This is a genomic window from Ramlibacter sp., from assembly GCF_035548915.1.
GTDB lineage: Bacteria > Pseudomonadota > Gammaproteobacteria > Burkholderiales > Burkholderiaceae_C > Ramlibacter.
Window position 1 is genome coordinate 556,128 of record NZ_DASZSE010000039.1, and the last position, 17,171, is coordinate 573,298.

17 protein-coding genes and 1 tRNA gene are annotated in these 17,171 nt (G+C 65.2%); 9 read left to right on the forward strand and 9 right to left on the reverse strand.

The annotated features are described in order from the left end of the window. Positions 1 to 4 precede the first annotated feature (4 nt). From VHA82_RS16770 to VHA82_RS16780, 3 genes are read left to right on the forward strand one after another with little or no spacing between them, the layout of a single operon-like run. Positions 5 to 466, forward strand: a complete 462-nt coding sequence (locus VHA82_RS16770; RefSeq protein ID WP_325545765.1) for a peptidylprolyl isomerase — start codon at positions 5 to 7, stop codon at positions 464 to 466. After that, positions 463 to 1,413: a 4-hydroxy-3-methylbut-2-enyl diphosphate reductase gene (ispH, locus tag VHA82_RS16775; RefSeq protein WP_325545767.1), complete on the forward strand. Its 951-nt coding sequence runs from the start codon at positions 463 to 465 to the stop codon at positions 1,411 to 1,413. Before VHA82_RS16770 ends, ispH begins: the two co-directional genes overlap by 4 nt. Further along, complete coding sequence (locus tag VHA82_RS16780) at positions 1,400 to 2,341, forward strand: threonine/serine dehydratase (RefSeq protein ID WP_325545769.1); 942 nt, start codon at positions 1,400 to 1,402, stop codon at positions 2,339 to 2,341. Before ispH ends, VHA82_RS16780 begins: the two co-directional genes overlap by 14 nt. Before the next feature lie 22 nt (positions 2,342 to 2,363). On the opposite strand, the gene VHA82_RS16785 is transcribed toward VHA82_RS16780, so the two are convergent. Then, positions 2,364 to 2,777, reverse strand: a complete 414-nt coding sequence (locus VHA82_RS16785) for a VOC family protein (protein WP_325545771.1) — start codon at positions 2,775 to 2,777, stop codon at positions 2,364 to 2,366. 69 nt (positions 2,778 to 2,846) lie between these two features. Between VHA82_RS16785 and serS the strand changes: the two genes are divergently transcribed. Next, positions 2,847 to 4,157: a serine--tRNA ligase gene (gene serS / locus VHA82_RS16790; protein WP_325545773.1), complete on the forward strand. Its 1,311-nt coding sequence runs from the start codon at positions 2,847 to 2,849 to the stop codon at positions 4,155 to 4,157. Between the two features lie 43 nt (positions 4,158 to 4,200). On the opposite strand, the gene VHA82_RS16795 is transcribed toward serS, so the two are convergent. The 8 genes from VHA82_RS16795 to VHA82_RS16830 are packed head-to-tail and all read right to left on the reverse strand — an operon-like array spanning position 4,201 to position 11,013. Beyond that, positions 4,201 to 5,166, reverse strand: coding sequence for a tripartite tricarboxylate transporter substrate binding protein (locus VHA82_RS16795; protein ID WP_325545775.1), 966 nt, complete (start codon positions 5,164 to 5,166; stop codon positions 4,201 to 4,203). Between the two features lie 23 nt (positions 5,167 to 5,189). Then, the gene (locus tag VHA82_RS16800; RefSeq protein WP_325545777.1) at positions 5,190 to 5,966 is read right to left on the reverse strand and encodes an enoyl-CoA hydratase/isomerase family protein; all 777 of its coding nucleotides are present in this window, start codon (positions 5,964 to 5,966) and stop codon (positions 5,190 to 5,192) included. Positions 5,967 to 5,979: 13 nt separating this feature from the next. After that, on the reverse strand, positions 5,980 to 6,285 hold the full coding sequence (locus VHA82_RS16805) for a muconolactone Delta-isomerase family protein (protein ID WP_325545779.1): 306 nt from the start codon (positions 6,283 to 6,285) through the stop codon (positions 5,980 to 5,982). 37 nt (positions 6,286 to 6,322) lie between these two features. After that, positions 6,323 to 7,255 (reverse strand): 3-keto-5-aminohexanoate cleavage protein, encoded by a 933-nt coding sequence (locus VHA82_RS16810; protein WP_325545781.1) that lies wholly within the window; start codon positions 7,253 to 7,255, stop codon positions 6,323 to 6,325. A 4-nt stretch (positions 7,256 to 7,259) separates the two neighbouring features. Next, positions 7,260 to 7,604 carry a hypothetical protein gene (locus tag VHA82_RS16815; protein WP_325545783.1) on the reverse strand — a complete coding sequence of 115 codons (345 nt, stop codon included), beginning with the start codon at positions 7,602 to 7,604 and terminating at the stop codon, positions 7,260 to 7,262. Then, positions 7,582 to 8,817 (reverse strand): aromatic ring-hydroxylating dioxygenase subunit alpha, encoded by a 1,236-nt coding sequence (locus VHA82_RS16820; RefSeq protein WP_325545785.1) that lies wholly within the window; start codon positions 8,815 to 8,817, stop codon positions 7,582 to 7,584. The genes VHA82_RS16815 and VHA82_RS16820 overlap by 23 nt, the downstream gene beginning before the upstream one ends. A gap of 7 nt (positions 8,818 to 8,824) precedes the next feature. Further along, positions 8,825 to 10,006 carry a serine hydrolase domain-containing protein gene (locus VHA82_RS16825; protein ID WP_325545787.1) on the reverse strand — a complete coding sequence of 394 codons (1,182 nt, stop codon included), beginning with the start codon at positions 10,004 to 10,006 and terminating at the stop codon, positions 8,825 to 8,827. A gap of 32 nt (positions 10,007 to 10,038) precedes the next feature. Continuing rightward, positions 10,039 to 11,013 carry a tripartite tricarboxylate transporter substrate binding protein gene (locus tag VHA82_RS16830; RefSeq protein WP_325545789.1) on the reverse strand — a complete coding sequence of 325 codons (975 nt, stop codon included), beginning with the start codon at positions 11,011 to 11,013 and terminating at the stop codon, positions 10,039 to 10,041. 104 nt (positions 11,014 to 11,117) lie between these two features. Between VHA82_RS16830 and VHA82_RS16835 the strand changes: the two genes are divergently transcribed. The 5 genes from VHA82_RS16835 (at position 11,118) to VHA82_RS16855 (ending at position 16,846) form a co-directional block, all read left to right on the forward strand. Then, positions 11,118 to 12,029: a LysR family transcriptional regulator gene (locus VHA82_RS16835; RefSeq protein WP_325545791.1), complete on the forward strand. Its 912-nt coding sequence runs from the start codon at positions 11,118 to 11,120 to the stop codon at positions 12,027 to 12,029. A gap of 55 nt (positions 12,030 to 12,084) precedes the next feature. After that, entirely contained in the window at positions 12,085 to 12,855 is a 771-nt protein-coding gene (locus tag VHA82_RS16840) for a 3-hydroxybutyrate dehydrogenase (RefSeq protein WP_325545793.1), read from the forward strand. A 39-nt stretch (positions 12,856 to 12,894) separates the two neighbouring features. Then, positions 12,895 to 12,984: transfer RNA gene (locus tag VHA82_RS16845), tRNA-Ser, on the forward strand. A gap of 186 nt (positions 12,985 to 13,170) precedes the next feature. Then, complete coding sequence (locus tag VHA82_RS16850; RefSeq protein WP_325545795.1) at positions 13,171 to 14,454, forward strand: tyrosine-type recombinase/integrase; 1,284 nt, start codon at positions 13,171 to 13,173, stop codon at positions 14,452 to 14,454. A gap of 721 nt (positions 14,455 to 15,175) precedes the next feature. Beyond that, positions 15,176 to 16,846: a hypothetical protein gene (locus tag VHA82_RS16855; protein WP_325545797.1), complete on the forward strand. Its 1,671-nt coding sequence runs from the start codon at positions 15,176 to 15,178 to the stop codon at positions 16,844 to 16,846. Positions 16,847 to 17,171 lie beyond the last annotated feature (325 nt).

A 17,171-nucleotide genomic window follows, 5' to 3' on the forward strand; every position in this document is an offset into this window, starting at 1 on the left:
TTCCATGGGCTCCAGCGCTTCGTCGTCGCCCCGCGTCCACGCGGGCTCCTTTCTCACGCTGCACTATCGGCTCGCGGGGCCCGGGGGCGACATCATCAATACGTTTGGCGACAAGCCCGCCACGCTCACGCTCGGCACCGGCGAGCTGTCGCCGGCCGTGGAGCAGCGGCTCATGGGCATGCAAGAGGGCGCGAGCGCGACGTTCGACATTCCCTCGGGGGAGGCGTTCGGCGAACGCAACCCGGACATGGTCCAATGGGTGGCGCGCAGCCTCCTGAAGGAAATGGGCGACCCGGACGAGCAATACCACGTGGGCGAGGTCGTGCAGTTCCCCACGCCCGACGGCATGGGCCAGTACGCCGGCACCGTGCGCCAGGTGAGCGAGGAGGCCGTGCTCTTCGACTTCAACCATCCGCTCGCGGGCCAGCCCGTGACTTTCGAAGTGCATGTGATCGGTGTCCTATGACGAGCCATGAGCTGCAGAAGATCGTCCTCGCGGAGCCTCGCGGCTTTTGCGCCGGCGTCGACCGCGCGATCGAGATCGTCGAGCGCGCGCTCGCGAAGTTCGGCGCGCCGATCTACGTGCGCCACGAGATCGTCCACAACACCTACGTCGTGAACAACCTGAAGGAAAAGGGCGCGATCTTCATCGAGGATCTGGCCGAAGTGCCGCGGGGTGCCACGCTCGTCTTTTCCGCGCACGGCGTGAGCAAGGCGGTGCAGCGCGAGGCGGACGCGCGCGGCTTCACCGTGTTCGACGCCACGTGCCCGCTCGTGACGAAGGTGCACGTCGAAGTCGCGAAGCTCGCTCGGGAAGGCTACGAATTCATCATGATCGGCCACAAGGGCCACCCCGAAGTGGAAGGCACGATGGGCCAGCTCGACCACGGCATTCACCTGGTCGAGGATGTGGACGACGTGCGGCGCGTGCAGCCTTCGCAGACGGAGAAACTCGCGGTCGTGACGCAGACCACGCTGTCGGTGGACGATGCGGCGGAAATCTCGGCGGCGGTGCGAATGCGCTTTCCGCGCATTCGCGAGCCGAAGCAGCAGGACATCTGCTACGCCACGCAGAACCGGCAGGACGCGGTGAAGCTCCTGTCGAAGCAGGTGGACGTGGTGATCGTGGTGGGCAGCCCGACCAGTTCGAACAGCAACCGCCTTGCCGAGCTCGCGCGCAAGCTCGGCGTCGACGCGTACATGGTCGACAGCGCGGAGGAACTGCGGCCCGAGTGGCTCGCCGGCAGGCAGCGGGTGGGCATCACCGCGGGAGCGTCCGCGCCGGAGATTCTGGTGCAGCACGTGATCGAGCGCATCCGTGCGCTGGGGGCTGTGGCCGTGCGAAGGATGGATGGCATCACCGAGACCGTGAAGTTTCCGCTGCCGAAGGGACTGAAGCTTGAATCGAGCTGAAATCGAGCGGGCCGCGAAGCGGTATCGCGAAGGCCGTCCGCACTTCATCCGCCGCACGCCGCTCTGGAAGTTGCCCGGGGCGGCACTCGGCGTGGATTGCCGCGAAGTGTGGCTGAAGCTCGAGCACCTGCAGGCAAGCGGCAGCTTCAAGGCGCGCGGCATGCTCAACCGGCTGCTCGCCAACGAAATTCCGGCAAGCGGCGTGATCGTCGCTTCGGGTGGCAATGCGGGCATCGCCACCGCGGCGGCCGCGAAGGCGCTGGGTGTGAAGTGCGAGGTGTTCGTGCCGACGGTGTCGAGCGCGTCGAAGCAGGCGAAGCTGCGCGAACTGGGGGCGCGGCTTGTCGTGACCGGCGCTGTCTATGCCGAAGCGCTCGAAGCCTGCAACGCGCGTCAGAAGGAGACCGGCGCGCTCCTCACGCATGCGTACGACCAGCCGGAGGTGGTGGCGGGCGCGGGCACGGTGGCGATGGAGATCGAGGAGCAGGGCGGCGAGGTGCCCGACAGCGTGCTCGTGAGCGTGGGCGGTGGCGGGCTCATCTGCGGCATCGCGTCGTGGTTCGATGGTCGCGCGCGCGTCGTTGCGCTGGAGCCTGAGCTCGCGCCGACGCTGTACGAAGCGCGCAGGCACGGCAAGCCGGTGGATGTGGCGGTGAGCGGCGTGGCGGCGGATTCGCTGGGCGCGAAGCGCATCGGCGCGATCGCGTGGGAGATCGCGCAGCGCTGCGTGGACGACGCGCTGCTCGTCGACGACGCTTCGATCCGTGCGGCGCAGCTGTGGCTGTGGACGGAATTCAAGCTCGCGGTGGAGCCCGCCGCGGCGCTGGGACTTGCTGCGTTGCGCACGGGCCGCTATCGGGTGCGTGCGGACGAAAGGGTCTGCGTGGTGCTGTGCGGGGCGAACGTGGATCCTGCGACGCTCGCGTGAGGGCGGGCGCGGGCTTCTCGCTTTACCCTTCGCAATTCACCATCCACGGCACGCCGAACCGATCGGTGACCATGCCGAAGTGCGCGCCCCAGAACGTGGGCGAGAAGGGCATCGTCACGTGGCCGCCTTGCCCGAGCGCGTTGAAGATGCGCTCGCCCTTGTCCTTTTCCTTCGGCAGGTTCACCGACATCGAGAACCCCGTGTAGCCGGCGGTGGCCGTGCCCGGCATGGTGTCGCTCGCCATGAAGCGTGCGCCTTCGGATTCGAAGGTGGCGTGCATCACCTTGTCCTTCCAGCCGGCGGGGAGGTCCGCGTCGTCCATCGGCGAGCCGCCGTAGCGGTGCAGCGCGAGTGTCTTGCCCGCGAACACTTGTTCGTAGAACTTCAAGGCCTCTTCGCAGTTGCCGCCGAAGAACAGGTAGGTTTCGATCTGCATGGCAAGACTTTCGTGGGGGCAGGGCAGAAGCGGGGATGGTACGTGGCCCACGAATAAAATGGAACCATCATGCTCGACATCACCTTGCTGCGAAAAGACCTGGACCAAGTCGTCGCGCGCCTGAAGACGCGCGATGCGGCCCAGCCCTTCCTCGACGTGGAGGCGTTTCGCGGCCTCGAGTCCGAGCGCAAGACGATCCAGACCCGCACCGAAGAGCTGCAGTCGCGGCGCAATTCGCTTTCCAGGGAGATCGGCCAGCTGAAGGCCAGGGGCGAATCGGCCGACGCCGTGATGGCGCAGGTGGCGCAGATCAAAGTCGAGCTGGACGCATCGGCCGCGCGGCTTGCGCAGATCCAGCCGGAGATGGAAGCGCTGCTGCTTGCCGTGCCCAACCTGCCGCACGAAAGCGTGCCGGTGGGCGGGGGCGAAGACGACAACGTCGAAATTCGCAAGTGGGGCTTGCCGCGCGAATTCGGCTTTGCCGTGAAGGATCACGTGGACATCGGAGAAAAGCTCGGGCTCGACTTCGAGACGGGCGTGAAGCTGAGCGGTTCGCGATTTACCGTGATGCGCGGGCAGATCGCGCGGCTGCATCGTGCGATCGCGCAGTTCATGCTCGACGTGCAGACGACCGAGCATGGGTATACGGAGTGCTACACGCCGTACATCGTGAACGGGGACACGTTGCGCGGCACGGGGCAGTTGCCGAAGTTCGAGGGCGATCTGTTCGCCGTGAGCAAGGGCGGGCAGGAGGGGCTTGCCGATGAGGAGCAGAAGGCGCTCTATCTGATTCCCACGAGCGAGGTGACGTTGACCAATTTCGTGCGGGATGAGGTGGTGACGGAGGCGGCGCTGCCGATCCAGCTCACCGCGCATACGCCTTGTTTCCGTTCGGAGGCGGGCAGCGCGGGCAAGGACACGCGCGGCATGATCCGGCAGCATCAGTTCGACAAGGTGGAGATGGTGCAGATCGTGCATCCGCAGAAGAGCTACGACGCGTTGGAGAGCATGACGCGGCATGCGGAGGCGATCCTGCAGAAGCTGAAGCTGCCGTATCGCGTGGTGCTGCTGTGCACGGGCGACATGGGGTTCGGCGCGTCGAAGACGTACGACCTGGAAGTGTGGATGCCGGGGCAGCGGAAGTATCGCGAGATCAGTTCGGTGTCGAACTGCGAGGCTTTCCAGGCGCGGCGGCTGCAGGCGCGGTTCAAGAATGCGCAGGGGAAGAACGAGCACGTGCACACGCTCAACGGTTCGGGCCTGGCGGTGGGGCGCACGCTGGTGGCGGTGCTGGAGAATTACCAGAACGAGGATGGGTCCGTGACGGTGCCGGAGGTGTTGCGGCCGTACATGGGCGGCGTCGCCGCGCTGCGGGCCTGACGGCCCGCCGCCCCCCGCCGCCCCCCGCCCCCCCCGCTGTCCGCTACTGCGTGTTCAGCCCGAGTCGCCGCACGAGCGGGCCGTAGAGCGCGTTGTCCCGCTGGACGATCTTCGTGAACTCCTCCGGGCCGGCGTAGGCGACGTCGCCGAACTGGCCGAGCCGCTGCTGCACTTCCGGCAGCGCGAGCGCCCGCTCCAGCTCGCGCGAGATCCTGGCGATCACTGCAGGCGGCGTTCCCGCCGGGGCCGCGAGTCCGAGGTACACCTCGCCGAAGATCTGGTCGCCGTAGCCGAGCTCCGCCATCGAAGGCACGTCCGGAAACTGCGGAGACCGGATCGCGCCGCCGATCACGAGCGGCCGCAGCTTGCCGGACTTCAGAAGCTCGATGAAGCTCGTTCCGATCACGGCCTGCACTTCGTTGGCCATCGCGGCCTGGTAGCTTTGCGCGCCGCCCTTGTACGGCACGTGGACCATGTCGATTCCGGTCTTGAGCTTCAGCGCCTCGAAGTGCAGATGCGCGAGACTGCCGATGCCGTAGCTGCCGTAGTTGATCTTGTTGGCCTTGGCGTACTTCAGGAACTCGTCGAAGGTGTGCACGGGCAACTGCGGATTCACGGCCATGATCCAGCCCGAGTTGCGCATGAGGCGGCCGATGTACGCGAAATCCTTGGTGGGATCGTAAGGCGGCGTCTTGTACAAGGCGGGCACGACGCCCGCGAGATCGGGGTTGAACGAGAGCAGCGTGTAGCCGTCGGCCGGCGCACGCATCACCATCTGCGCGGCGATGAGCCCCGCGGCGCCGGGCTTGTTGTCGACGATCACCGTTTGCCCGAGCCCTTGCGACATCTTGTCGGCCACGAGCCGCATGGCGATGTCGGTGGATGCGCCCGGAACATAGCCCACCACGATCTTCACGGGACGCGACGGAAAGTCCGACTGCGCGACAGCCGCCGTCCCGAGGCCGAGCCACGCGAGCGCGGCCAGAAATACGAATGCGATACGCTTCACCAACATCTCCTTTGTTCCGGGGGCTAGTCGCTGGAAGTCATGCCGATGGCTTCGAGCGCGAAGCCGTAGGGCAGCAGTTCGGCGATCTGCCGGCGCAGCGGCTCGGTGATGAGCAGCCGGGCGTAGCGGCGCACGAGATCCGGCTGCGAGGCGATCTGCCGGGCGAGTTCCCACGCGCGCGGCAGCAGCTCGCCCGCCGGCAGCACCTCGTTGACCATGCCGAAGTCCAGTGCCTGGCGGGCCTTCACGGTCTGCCCGGTGAGCAGGAAGTAGCGGGCGCGGTTCAGGCCCATCACGGCCGGAAACACGATGTGCACACCGTCGCCCGGCACGAGCCCGCCCACGAAGTGTGCCGAGTCCTTGAATTCGGCCGTCTCGGCGGCGAGCACGACGTCGCACAGCATCGGCAGTTCGGCGTGGCGCAGCGCGGGGCCGTTCACGGCGGCGATCATCGGAACGTCGACGGCGAGGATGTTGGACAGCAGGCCCTTCACCTCCCAGCCCAACTCGACCACGTCGGCCGTCGTCTTGCGATGCGCCGCCTTGTTCGCGGCGGGATCGGGCACCGGACCGGAGAACTCGGCGCCCGTGCCCGTGAGGATCACGACCTTGTTCTCGCGGTCGCGACCGATGTGCATGAACGCCTCCTCCAGCTCGGCGTGCGTCTGGCGGCTCCAGCGCAGCGGGCCGCCGCCGGTGTGCATCGCAACTTCCAGGATGCCGTCCTCGCGCCGGATGCGCAGCGTGTCGTACTTCTTCGCGTAGTCGCCGAGCCGGCTGCGCATGCGTGCGAGATCCATGGCGGCGCCCCGGCTACGGCTTGCGCGTGTTGCGCGCTTCCGCGATGTGCGTGCACGGGTGGTCGATGAGAGGCGTCACCTCGATCTTCATGTAGGGGAACATGGGCATCGACATGAGCGTCTCGTGCAGCGCCTCGAGCGTCGGCGCCTCCCACACGCTGAAGTTGGCGACCCGGCCCACGATGCGCCAGATGCGCACCATCACGCCTTCGCCGATCAGCTGTTCGGCGCGCGCGTTCTCGCGCTGGCGCAGTTCGTTCTTCTGGTCTTGCGGCATCTCGGCCGGAACGCTCACGTCGATGTGGCACATGAAAAGCATGTTCGAGGTCCTTGGGGAAGTGGTTGAATGTCTTGTTTCAGAAGGCGACTTCGCCGCGGCCCTTCAGCCGCAGCAGTTCGCGCGCTTCGTCGGGCGTCGCGGGCTCCAGGCTCAGCGCGCGGACGATGTCCACGATGCGCCGGACCTGATCGGCATTGCTCCTGGCGAGCGTGCCGGGGCCGTCCCACAGCGAATCCTCCAGGCCGACGCGCGCGTTGCCGCCCATCGCGAGCGACATCGCGGCGATCGGCATCTGATTGCGCCCCGCGCCGAGCACGGACCACACGTAGTCCTTGCCGAAGAGCCGGTCGGCCGTGCGGCGCATCTGCAGCACGTCCTCCGGGTGCGGGCCGATGCCGCCCAGCAGGCCGAATACGGACTGGATGAACAGCGGCGGCTCGAGAATGCCGCGTTCCAGGAAGTGCGCCGCGGTGTAGAGGTGCCCGATGTCGTAGCACTCGATCTCGAACCGCGTGCCGTTGCCGCCGCACGATTCGAGGATGTGGCGGATGTCGCGGAAGGTATTGCGGAAGATGAGCTCGTCGGAGTTGCGCAGGTAAGGCTCTTCCCAGTCGTACTTGAACTCCTTGTGGCGATCGAGCATCGGAAAGAGCCCGAAATTCATCGAGCCCATGTTGAGCGAGGCGACTTCGGGCTCGAGCTGGAGCGCCGGCTGCAGCCGCTCCTCGACGGCCATCGTCGGCGCGCCGCCGGTCGTGATGTTCACCACCACGCCGCTGCGCTCCTTGATCGAGGGCAGGAACTCGCGAAAGAGCGCCGGGTCCTGCGACGGCCGGCCGTTGTGCGGCAGCCGTGCGTGAAGATGCACGATGGCCGCGCCCGCATCGGCCGCGGCGACGGCCTCGTCGGCGATCTGACGCGCCGTGACGGGAAGGTGCGGCGACATCGAAGGCGTGTGGATCGCCCCCGTGACCGCGCAGGTCACGATGACTTTGCGTGTGGAAGCCATCGTCCTACGCGCCGGCGCTGACCGTGCGGAACTCGAACCTGTCCCATGGATAGGCGTCGGGGAAGTCGACGTCTTTCCACTGGAGGTCGACCGGGTGGGCCGTCTCGGCGAAGGTCATCGCCAGGTCGTACAGCGTGCGCGCGTCTTCCGGCAGCTCGCCGATCGTCCACTGATCCAGATACGCCAGCGCCTCCCGCAGGCGCGGCAGCACGGCGTCGTAGAAGGCGCGGAGGTCCTCGATCGTCGTCGTGTGCAGCTTGCGAAAACGTTCCTGCTCCGACCCGAGCGCCCAGGCGTCCACGAACGGCTGGAGGGTGGCGAAGGGCTCAGGCAACTTTCGGGAGGGCATGCACGTTCCTTTCGGCGATGAGGTCGTCCGCGGCGCGGTAGTGGTTCTGGATCAGCATCTCCTGCTGCGACAGGAAGATGTGCGGCAGCGCGCCCGAAGACACGCCGAGGTAGTTCGTCTCCATCGTCGCGAGGTCCTCGCGCAGCACTTCGCGACCCCGCACGATGGCGTACTGCTGAGCGATGCGGTCGGCGGGCCGGTCGGTCTGGAATGCGAAGCGCTGCACGCGCACGTCGGTGGTCTCGTGGTCGATCGGCCAGAACCACATGAGCGAGTGCGTGTTGGCCTGCGGACCCAGCACGACGTTGGGCACCAGATGCACGATGTCGAACGCCCACTGGTGAAAGCGGGACGGGTTGACGCCCGGCGCAAGCTTGTCCATGTCGAACTTGATGAACGACGGGAACATGGGCCGCGACGCGGTGTACAGGATGTCCTCGGCGGGCGTGGCCTTGTGGTTCGGATTGCCGTGCGCGGAGTAGCGCGCGAAGTGGTCGCCGACCTCGATGTAGGCGCGATGTCGGTTCGGGTTGGAGCCGCTGCCCTGGTAGTCGGGTACCGTGTTGCGGTGGATGTAGAGGTTGTGGTAGCCCTCGCAGAAGGCGTTCACCGCGAGGTTCCAGTTCGTCTTCAGCACCACCCGGTGATCCGCGATCTTGGTGCGGCCGTCGGAGAAGCCCTTGTACTGGTCGTGGATCGGCCCGAGCCACTCGGCGAGCGTCTGGCGCGGGTTCGGATCGAAGTTGACGAAGACGATGTTCTCCCAGACCTCGGAGTTCACGGGGATCAGCCCGTGCGTGGACTTGTCCAGCCCGCAGAACTGCGTGGCGTCGGTCACGCCGATCAGCTCGCCCGTGTTCGCGAAGGTCCACGCGTGGAAGCCGCACGTGAAAGCGCGGCGGCAGCCGTTCGCGTCGCGCACGAGCTTCTCGCCGCGGTGCCGGCAGACGTTGTGGAACACGCGGATGCGGTCGTCCTGGCCGCGCACGATGAGCAGCGACGCCTTCAGCGGCGGAATGTCGGTGACGAGGTAGTCGCCCTTCTTCTTCAGGTCGAGCGCGCTCGCCGCCACCAGCCACGATCGCCTGAAGATCGCGGCCTTTTCGGTCTGGTGGAATTCGGGCGTCATGCGCTCGGCGATCGGGATCACGTTGCGCAGGCGCGAGGTGTCGCCCTTGAAGACGGTGAAGCTCTTGTTCTCCGCGGTCGTCATGGCCGCCTCACTCGACGATCGAGGCGAGCACCATGTCGCCGAGCGCCTGGAAGCGCAGCAGATTGCGGATGCGCTCCATGACGCCCGAGGTGAGCGCGACGAAGGTGAGCTCGCGTTCCGGGTCGACCCAGAAGCCCATCGAGCCCAGGCCCCAGCCGCCGAAGGAAGACGGCGAGGCGAGCATCGCGATGTGGCTCGGGAAGATTCCCTCGCCGCGCAGGAAGGTGCCGAGGCCCAGGTATGCGGGGAAGGGTGCCATGCCGTGCAGCGCGCGCGACGAGTTGAACATGCTGTTGGGCCGATCGCCCGTCTGGTTGCGCACCATCGCGCGCACCATGGCGGGCGAGAGGATGCGCTTGCCGTCGAGCGCGCCGCCGAGCCGCAGCATTTCGGCGAAACGCACGAGGTCCTGCGCGGTGGAGAAGGTCGCGCCGCCCGAGGCGAGCTCGGTCGATTCGGTCGCGCCGTTGTCGCGCGCGGCGAGAAAGGCCTTGTTCAACTCCGGCGCATCGGGGTCGCGCACGATCACGGGCACGCGCCGGCTCGCGAGATGCGGCGCGAGGCCGAACGACGTGTCGCGCATCTGCAGCGGCTCGAAGACGTCCTGCGCCATGATGTGCCGGAAGGCGCGCTGCTTCTCGTCGAGCCGCTTCACCACGCCCGCGAGGATCGTGTAGCCGGTCATCGCGCTGTAGCTCACGATCTCGCCGGGGGCCGATTCCAGCGGCAGATCGCAGATCGCGGCCACCGCGCGGTCGAGGTCGCCGAGCTGGTCCACGGGCAGCGGCGCGGGTGCCATGCCCAGCCCCGCCGTGTGCGTGAGGATCTGCCCCACGGTCACGCGTTCCTTGCCGCGCTTCGCGAACTCCGGAATGATGTGCGACACGGGCGTGATGAGGCTCACCTGGCCGCGTTCCACGCAGCGCAGCAGCGCGACGGCCGTCATCACCTTGGAAATCGACATGATGCTGAAGGCCGAATCGGGTTTCAGCATGCGGTCGGCGTCGCGCTGGGCATAGCCGAGCGTGAGATCGAGCACCGTCTGGCCTCTGCGCGCGACCATGATGCGCGCGCCGTCGTACTTGCTGGCGGCGATGTCGGCCGATACCTTGCCGGCCACGCGGGCGAGGGATTGCGGATCGAAGCCGAGCTGCGCCGCCGCGGCGGTCACGCCGTGGGATTCCTGCATTGCGTTTTCTCCTGTGGGTATGCCGTGGCCGACTACTGTTCGGCGTGGATGTTGGCGGCCTTGATGACGCGGCCCCAGCGTTCGTATTCGTTCTTCATGTAGGTGTCGAGGTCCTGGATCGACGAGACCCCCGCGCCGCCGATCGTCACGCCCACGCGGGTGAGTTCGGCGCGCGTCTCGGGATCGGCGAGCACGGTCTTCATCTCGCGGTTCAGGCGTTCGACCACCGCGTCGGGCGTCTTCGCGGGCACGAGGATGCCCTGCCAGAACGCGAGCGTGAGCGGCACGCCCTGTTCGGTGAAGGTCGGCACCTCGGGCGCATCCGCGACACGCTGCGTCGTGTCGACGCCCAGGATCTTCACCTTGCCCGCGCGCGCATTGGCGAGGGCGAGGCCGAGCGGAACCATCGTCACGTCGACCTGGCCCGCGATGGCCGCCTGGAAGGCGGGGCCGGAGCCCTGGTACGGCACGTGGAGCATCGAGATGCCCGTCGCGTCGCAGAACGCTTCGGTGCGGATGTGGCCGCCGCTGCCCACGCCCCAGGTCGAATACGTCAACTTGCCGGGATTCGCCTTCGCGAGCTTCACGAATTCGGGGATGTTGTTCGCCGCGATCTTCGGGTTCACGACCAGCGCGTTGGGCATCGAGCCCACGAGCGCCACCGGGCGGAAGTCCTTCAGCGCGTCGTAGCGCACGTGCGGAAACACGTGCGGGTTGATCGAATGCGAGTCCGCCACCGTGTACTGGATCGTGTAGCCGTCCGGCGCGGCGCGCGCGACGTATTCGGTGCCCACCTGGCCGCTCGCGCCGGAGCGGTTGTCGACGATGACCTGCTGGTGCAGGCGGTCGGAGAGATGCTTGGCGATGATGCGCGCGACACTGTCCGTGCCGCCGCCGGCGGGCCACGCCACCACCATCTTGACGGGGTGGTCCGGGTATTCGGCCCGCGCGGGGGCGACGAAAGCGAGCGCGGCCATCGCGGACGCCGCGATCTGCAGCAAGTTCATGGGGATTGTCTCCTGTCGGTACTACACGTCTGTCTGGAACCCCAGTGTAGGAACAAGTCCGCCCGCGGTCACCCCGATGACAGCGAATAACTAGAATTCAGAACATGAATGAGCTGGATGTGCGGCTGCTGCGGGCGCTGCTCGTGCTGATGGCCGAGCGCAACGTCTCGCGCGCCGCGGAGCGCCTCGGGATGAGCCAGCCCGCCACGAGCCACGTGCTCGCGCGCCTGCGCACGGTGTTCGGCGATCCGCTGCTGCTCAGGTCGCGCGGCGGCATGACGGCGACCAACCGCGCGCTCGAGATCGAAGCCGAAGTGCGCGAGCTCCTCGCGCGGTACGACGACCTGGTGAAGCCCGGGCTCGGCTTCGAGCCCGCCACGTCCGTCCGCCGCTTTTCCGTGACCGCGCCGGAATTCGCGGAACACATGCTGATGCCGCCCGTGATGAAGCAGTTGCGCGCGCGTGCGCCCGGCGTGCGCGTGGACGTTCGCGCGCCCGACCCCCAGCGGTCGTACGAGCTGCTGGAGCGTGGCGAAGTCGACCTGCGCATCGCGTGGCTGCTCAAGCCCATGCCTTCGCTGCGTTCGCTGCAGCTCTTTCAGGACCACATGGTCTACATCGCCGACGCCGAACACCCGAGGATTCGCGGCCGGCTGACGCTTGCGCAATTCCTGGGCGTGCCGCACCTGCGGACGTACGGGGCGAGCGTGAGCACGACCAACCGGGTGATCGACGAGGCGCTGGAGCGCGCGGGCAAGCGGCTGGAAATGGTGTTCTACCTGCAGAACTTCCTCACGGTGCCTTCCATGCTCGTGGGCACGGACGCGGTCGCGGCGCTGCCGCTGCGCCTGGCGAGGCGGTTCGCGCAGCAGTACCCGCTGCAGGTGCTCGAGCCGCCGCTGAAGCTGCCTCGCATCCGCTACGCGGCCTATTGGCACGAGCGCAGCCAGCACGACGCCGGGCATGCGTGGCTTCGGCAGATCGTGCGTGAGGCGGCGCAGTCGATCTCGGATTGATTCGGCGATACTTGCGGTCTGCTCATCGGGCGGCTCTTTCGCGAGCCGAAACGTCATGCTCAACGGAAAGACAGCTCTCGTCACGGGTTCCACCAGCGGCATCGGCCTCGGCATCGCGCGGTCGCTCGCGCGCCAGGGGGCGCGGATCGTGCTCAACGGCTTCGGCGACGTGGAGGCCGCCCGCGCAGAGGTGGCGGCGCTCGGGGTCGAGGTGGACTATCACGGCGCGGACATGAGCAAGCCGGCCGAGATTGCCGACATGATGGCATTCGCGGCTGCGCGGTTCGGCCGGGTGGACGTGCTCGTGAACAACGCGGGCATCCAGCATGTGGCGCCGATCGAGGAGTTCGATCCGGCGCGCTGGGACGCCGTGATCGCGATCAATCTGTCGAGCGCGTTTCACACGACGCGGCTGGCGATTCCGGCCATGCGGCAGGCCGACTGGGGGCGCATCATCAACATCGCGTCGACGCACGGCCTGGTGGCTTCGCCCTTCAAGTCGGCCTACGTGGCCGCCAAGCATGCGATCGTCGGCCTGACGAAGGTGGTGGCGCTGGAAACGGCCACGACGGGGATCACGTGCAACGCGATTTGCCCGGGCTGGGTGCTCACGCCGCTGGTGGCCAGGCAGATCGAGGCGCGCTCGCATGACGAGGGCATATCCGTCCAGCAGGCCGAGCGGGAGTTGCTGGAGGAGAAGCAGCCTTCGCTTGCGTTCACGACGCCGCAAGAGCTGGGCGAACTGGCGGTGTTTCTTTGCGGCCCGGCGTCGAAGAATGTCCGGGGCGTGGCGTGGAACGTGGATGGTGGGTGGGTGGCGCGCTGAGATAGAATGCAAGGCTTCGCACCACGCGAACCGAATTCAGGAGCGGTGGCAGAGTGGTCGAATGCGCCGGACTCGAAATCCGGTATACGGTTTACCGTATCGAGGGTTCGAATCCCTCCTGCTCCGCCAGGATCCCGTCCACAGGGGTCCACCAGAGTCCCCACAGCAGCAAAAGGCCTTGAGAAATCAAGGCTTTTTGTCTTCTGAGGTCCATGTGGGTCCACCGCGATCCACAACCTAAAGGGGGTACTTAGCGGGGTATCGAGGCAAGCCGTATGGGGGTATTTTTCTATCCAGGCTTGAAGGACCTCAAACGTGTCTGAAACGACAACCCTCCGTAGAACCCGTCAGCTCAAAGGACAACTGACGGACCTGAAACTCCGCAACCTCGAGACGCGAGAAAAGCCGTACAAGGTGGCCGACGGCAACGGCCTGTACGTGCTCGTGTCGGCAACTGGGCTGCGCGCGTGGCGGTGGAAGTACCGCTTTGCCCGCAAGGAAAAGGTACTGCCGCTCGGCAAGTACCCGGATGTCACTCTCGCAGAGGCGCGGGCGGCGCGCGACGAGGCGCGGAAAAAGCTGCTCGCGGATATCGATCCGGCGGAGGAGCGACGTGACGCCAAGGTCGCGCTTCTCGTTGCTCACGAAAACTCTTTCGAAACAGTCGCTCGCGCTTGGCACGAAGTGTGGGCTCCGACCAAGCACCAGCGCTATTCAGAGGACGTCCTTGTCAGACTCGAGCGCAACGTGTTTCCTGTCCTCGGTCACAAGCCGGTGTCGCAGATCGAACCGAAGGACGTGGTCCGGGTGATGGATCTCGTTCAGGGCCGCGGTGCGACTGACATTGCCCGGCGGGTGCGCAACACGTGCAGTCAGATCTTTCGGTACGCCGTTACCAAAGGTCTGTGCAGCCGCAATCCAGCTGCTGACTTCAAGCCGTCCGATGTTCTGCCGCAGCGGAAAGCAGAGAACCATGCCCGCATCGATGAAGCTGACCTCCCAGAACTCCTAAGAAAAATCGAAGCCTATGAAGGGTCTCAGCTCACCCGTCTTGCCATGAAGCTGCTGGCTCTCACCTTCGTGCGGACATCAGAGTTAATCGAGGCACGGTGGAATGAGATCGACTTCGACAACGCCGAATGGAGGATTCCAGCCGAGCGCATGAAAATGAAGCGCCCTCATATCGTTCCTTTGGCGCCGAAGGCGATCGAGGTCCTGCGTACGCTCCAGTTGATCTCGGGCAGGTTCGAACTCCTCTTCCCCGGCGAGCGGGATCGCAAGAAACCGATGAGCAACAACACCATCCTCAAGGCTCTCGAGCGAATGGGATACAAGGGAAGAATGACTGGCCACGGCTTCCGCGGCTTGGCGTCCACTGCACTTTATGAACGCCAGTTTCCCTCTGACCACATCGAGCTGCAGCTCGCGCATGTGCGCGGAAAAGTGCGAGGTGCTTATGACCACAGCCGGCAACTGCCACAACGCCGCAAGATGATGGAGTTCTGGGCGGATTACTTAGACAGCTGCTTATCTGCAAGGTCGACAGCCCAACAAACCGCACCCGCCGAATCAACGACCCAGGAATGCGAGTACGTGTAGCACGAGTCGAGAAAACGAAGTCGGTACTGGTGCCGTCTGTGGGTGTCGCGTATTGTCCACAGACGGGACTCCCAAATGTGTACGGAGCGTTTTCGACTCACATAATCTGATCACCACCTTTTTCGAGGTGTGCTAGCGGTCGATTCAATCGAGAACTGTCGGCTCGCGGGTACCGCATGTGGGGCACCCCCGCTGGACTAGCGAAATTAGACCTTGACCCACTCAAGGCACAACGCGCGGCACAGCCGCGTGGAGATGTGCTTTGAGTGCGGAACTCTCACTTCCATCGACTCGGGCCCTTGAGACGCACCTCGCGTTCTCTATCAAGGAGTTCTGTCGGCTTCACGGAATCAGCAGGTCCTACTTCTACGAGTTGGATCGTGATGGAAAAGCTCCGGACAAGATGATCCTCGGTCGTCGAGTGCTCATCACTGCCGAGGCTGCGGCTGCGTGGCGCCAGCAATTCACCAGGCCGCGCGCTTCCGTTGCGCCCCCGCTGGACATATCCCGGAACGCCTCGCGGGGCAGCTAGCGATCAATTACATGACTCGCAACCTGGCAATGCTCGCCAGATCTGTGCGCCGCAGCGGAGTCGCGCGGCACGAATGCATGGAAGAAGAGCACTTGGAATTAGCCATGCCCGCAACAAACGAGGAGGGGACTTGTGGAGGCACGATGGAGTACTCGAAAAGAGCGATACCGGAAGCAAAGACGCGAGGAGATGGCGGCGGTGCTGGCGCGGCACCGCTGGACGCACTGGGTGACGCTCAAATTCAATCGCGCGTGGCCTGATGAAGAGGCTGTGCGGGCCTTGGGCAGATTTGCGTACTACGTGGCTCAGGCACTGTTTGAGCGAGCCACCTTTCGCCCTGAAATCGGGACGCGTCCGCTTTTTTTCGTGGCGTTTCTGGAGTGGACGAAGAAGGGCTATCCGCATTGGCACGTGCTGTTCGAACTGCATGGGCCACCTTTTGAGCGGGTGGAGCAAGTAATGAAACGGAAGTGGCGATTCGTCCCTTCAGGCGGAGTCCACATTCGTCCGGTAGGCCTCTCGCAAATGGATTACTCGAAAGTCTCGGAGTACGCGACAAAGTGCCTGTCCGCCGATCGCGCCTGGAACTACTTGAGGGTCAGCACGGACTTCGACCTGCCGAAGTACGCGGTTGAACCAGTTGTTTCGATGAGCCTTCCCGGATCACATGGCGCCGCGGCCGACGTAGGTGCAATCGCTCACACCAATTTCGTCGCCGATGTCGAACGTCCGCAGAGCCGGGGTCCTCCGGCCCGATCACTCTCCAGTGCTCAAGCGCCTTTGGCAGTCCCATCCCACCCTAATATTCCCCAACATATTTGTGAGCAATTCTCTATGAACGACTCTACGAATCATTCGGCCCCTCTGGGCCCCACATCAGCTAGCGAAAACTTTCATGCAGACGACGCAACGATGAACGTAATGAAACCATTTGAACGTCACCCGCTCAGCGAAATCTTCGGCGAGTGGGATCCCGGGGAATTTGCTCGTCTGAAGGAGAACATGGCTACCCATGGCTTCGACGAGAGGCACCCCATCGTGCTCTTCGAAGGGAAGGTGCTGGACGGATGGCACCGACAGTGCGCCGCACGCGATCTCGGCATCATCGCGCCGACCACCAATTTCCAAGGAACGCTTGACGAAGCAAGGGCGTTGGTCGAGCGCGAAAATGATGTACGTCGGCACATGCCTACTGCGCGGCGAATCATGGTGATCGGCAAGCTGAACGCCTGGCTGCCACCCGGCAATCCGGCTCAAACCGGCAATACTGCCGGGTTGACCGAAGCAGAGATCGCCCGGCGTTCGGGCGCCAGCGAAAGGTCTGTGCGAGATGTGAGAGTGGTGATGGAACGCGGGTCGCCGGAGATCCAGAAAGCAATGAGTGAGCAATCGATTTCGATCGCGAAGGCTGCCGACATCGTGCGGCGCGAAGTCCCTAAGCGCTGGCAGTTGGCCGCTGTCGCGGCCGCTTCGGTCGAGCCCGTTCAGTCTCGACCGAAGCGCAAGCCGGTCGCAGACGACGCACTTCCGAGATATGAAGATCTTGCGAAAGAGAACGGGGAATTGCGCGAAGAGAATGTGATCCTGCGCGAAAAGCATCAGATCCTCATTGACGAGGTGGACCGGCTCCAGGACCGGCTCGCCATCGTCGCGATGGACGCAGCAACCGAGGAAGAGCGCGCGCTTGCCGAGCAGACCCTCACCGAACTGCGCAACGAGAACCGCGCGCTGCACGCGAAGATGGAGGCTATCGTCGCCATGCGCGACGGCATCAACGCGGAACTGAACGAGCTGAAACGGCAGTGCTTGATGTACAAGGCTACGCTTAGAAGGATCCGGAGGGCCGACAGTTCCAGGTGACCAGCGATCCAGATTTAATTCGATTGAGGTGCCAGCAGCCGCATTTGCAATGCAAGCCCTTGATTTTTGATCGGTCTTGGCCGACTGGGGACCTGCCGGTCCCCAGTCTTGTTCCCCATAGCACTTTTACTTCCAAGCACACCGAGAGCGCGCCAGCGCATCGGAGCAGGAGTCTGTCAAGGGCCGCGCCAGCACTTTGCGCCACGTAATGCGACTCCCAATCCGCCATCCTGTCCGCCAAGGGCGAGCCCGGGCCTACGGCCTTTTTGCCCCGTGGCGATTGGGGCGAGCCATTGGAATTGCCGGCTGAACACGACGCGCCAGA

Coding starts and splice junctions, on each gene's coding strand:
- VHA82_RS16770 (WP_325545765.1), top strand. CDS start 5: ATGGGCTCCAGCGCTTCGTCGTCGCCCCGCGTCCACGCGGGCTCCTTT.
- ispH (WP_325545767.1), top strand. CDS start 463: ATGACGAGCCATGAGCTGCAGAAGATCGTCCTCGCGGAGCCTCGCGGC.
- VHA82_RS16785 (WP_325545771.1), bottom strand. CDS start 2,777: ATGCAGATCGAAACCTACCTGTTCTTCGGCGGCAACTGCGAAGAGGCC.
- serS (WP_325545773.1), top strand. CDS start 2,847: ATGCTCGACATCACCTTGCTGCGAAAAGACCTGGACCAAGTCGTCGCG.
- VHA82_RS16800 (WP_325545777.1), bottom strand. CDS start 5,966: ATGGATCTCGCACGCATGCGCAGCCGGCTCGGCGACTACGCGAAGAAG.
- VHA82_RS16805 (WP_325545779.1), bottom strand. CDS start 6,285: ATGCTTTTCATGTGCCACATCGACGTGAGCGTTCCGGCCGAGATGCCG.
- VHA82_RS16810 (WP_325545781.1), bottom strand. CDS start 7,255: ATGGCTTCCACACGCAAAGTCATCGTGACCTGCGCGGTCACGGGGGCG.
- VHA82_RS16815 (WP_325545783.1), bottom strand. CDS start 7,604: ATGCCCTCCCGAAAGTTGCCTGAGCCCTTCGCCACCCTCCAGCCGTTC.
- VHA82_RS16820 (WP_325545785.1), bottom strand. CDS start 8,817: ATGACGACCGCGGAGAACAAGAGCTTCACCGTCTTCAAGGGCGACACC.
- VHA82_RS16825 (WP_325545787.1), bottom strand. CDS start 10,006: ATGCAGGAATCCCACGGCGTGACCGCCGCGGCGGCGCAGCTCGGCTTC.
- VHA82_RS16830 (WP_325545789.1), bottom strand. CDS start 11,013: ATGAACTTGCTGCAGATCGCGGCGTCCGCGATGGCCGCGCTCGCTTTC.
- VHA82_RS16835 (WP_325545791.1), top strand. CDS start 11,118: ATGAATGAGCTGGATGTGCGGCTGCTGCGGGCGCTGCTCGTGCTGATG.
- VHA82_RS16840 (WP_325545793.1), top strand. CDS start 12,085: ATGCTCAACGGAAAGACAGCTCTCGTCACGGGTTCCACCAGCGGCATC.
- VHA82_RS16855 (WP_325545797.1), top strand. CDS start 15,176: ATGGCGGCGGTGCTGGCGCGGCACCGCTGGACGCACTGGGTGACGCTC.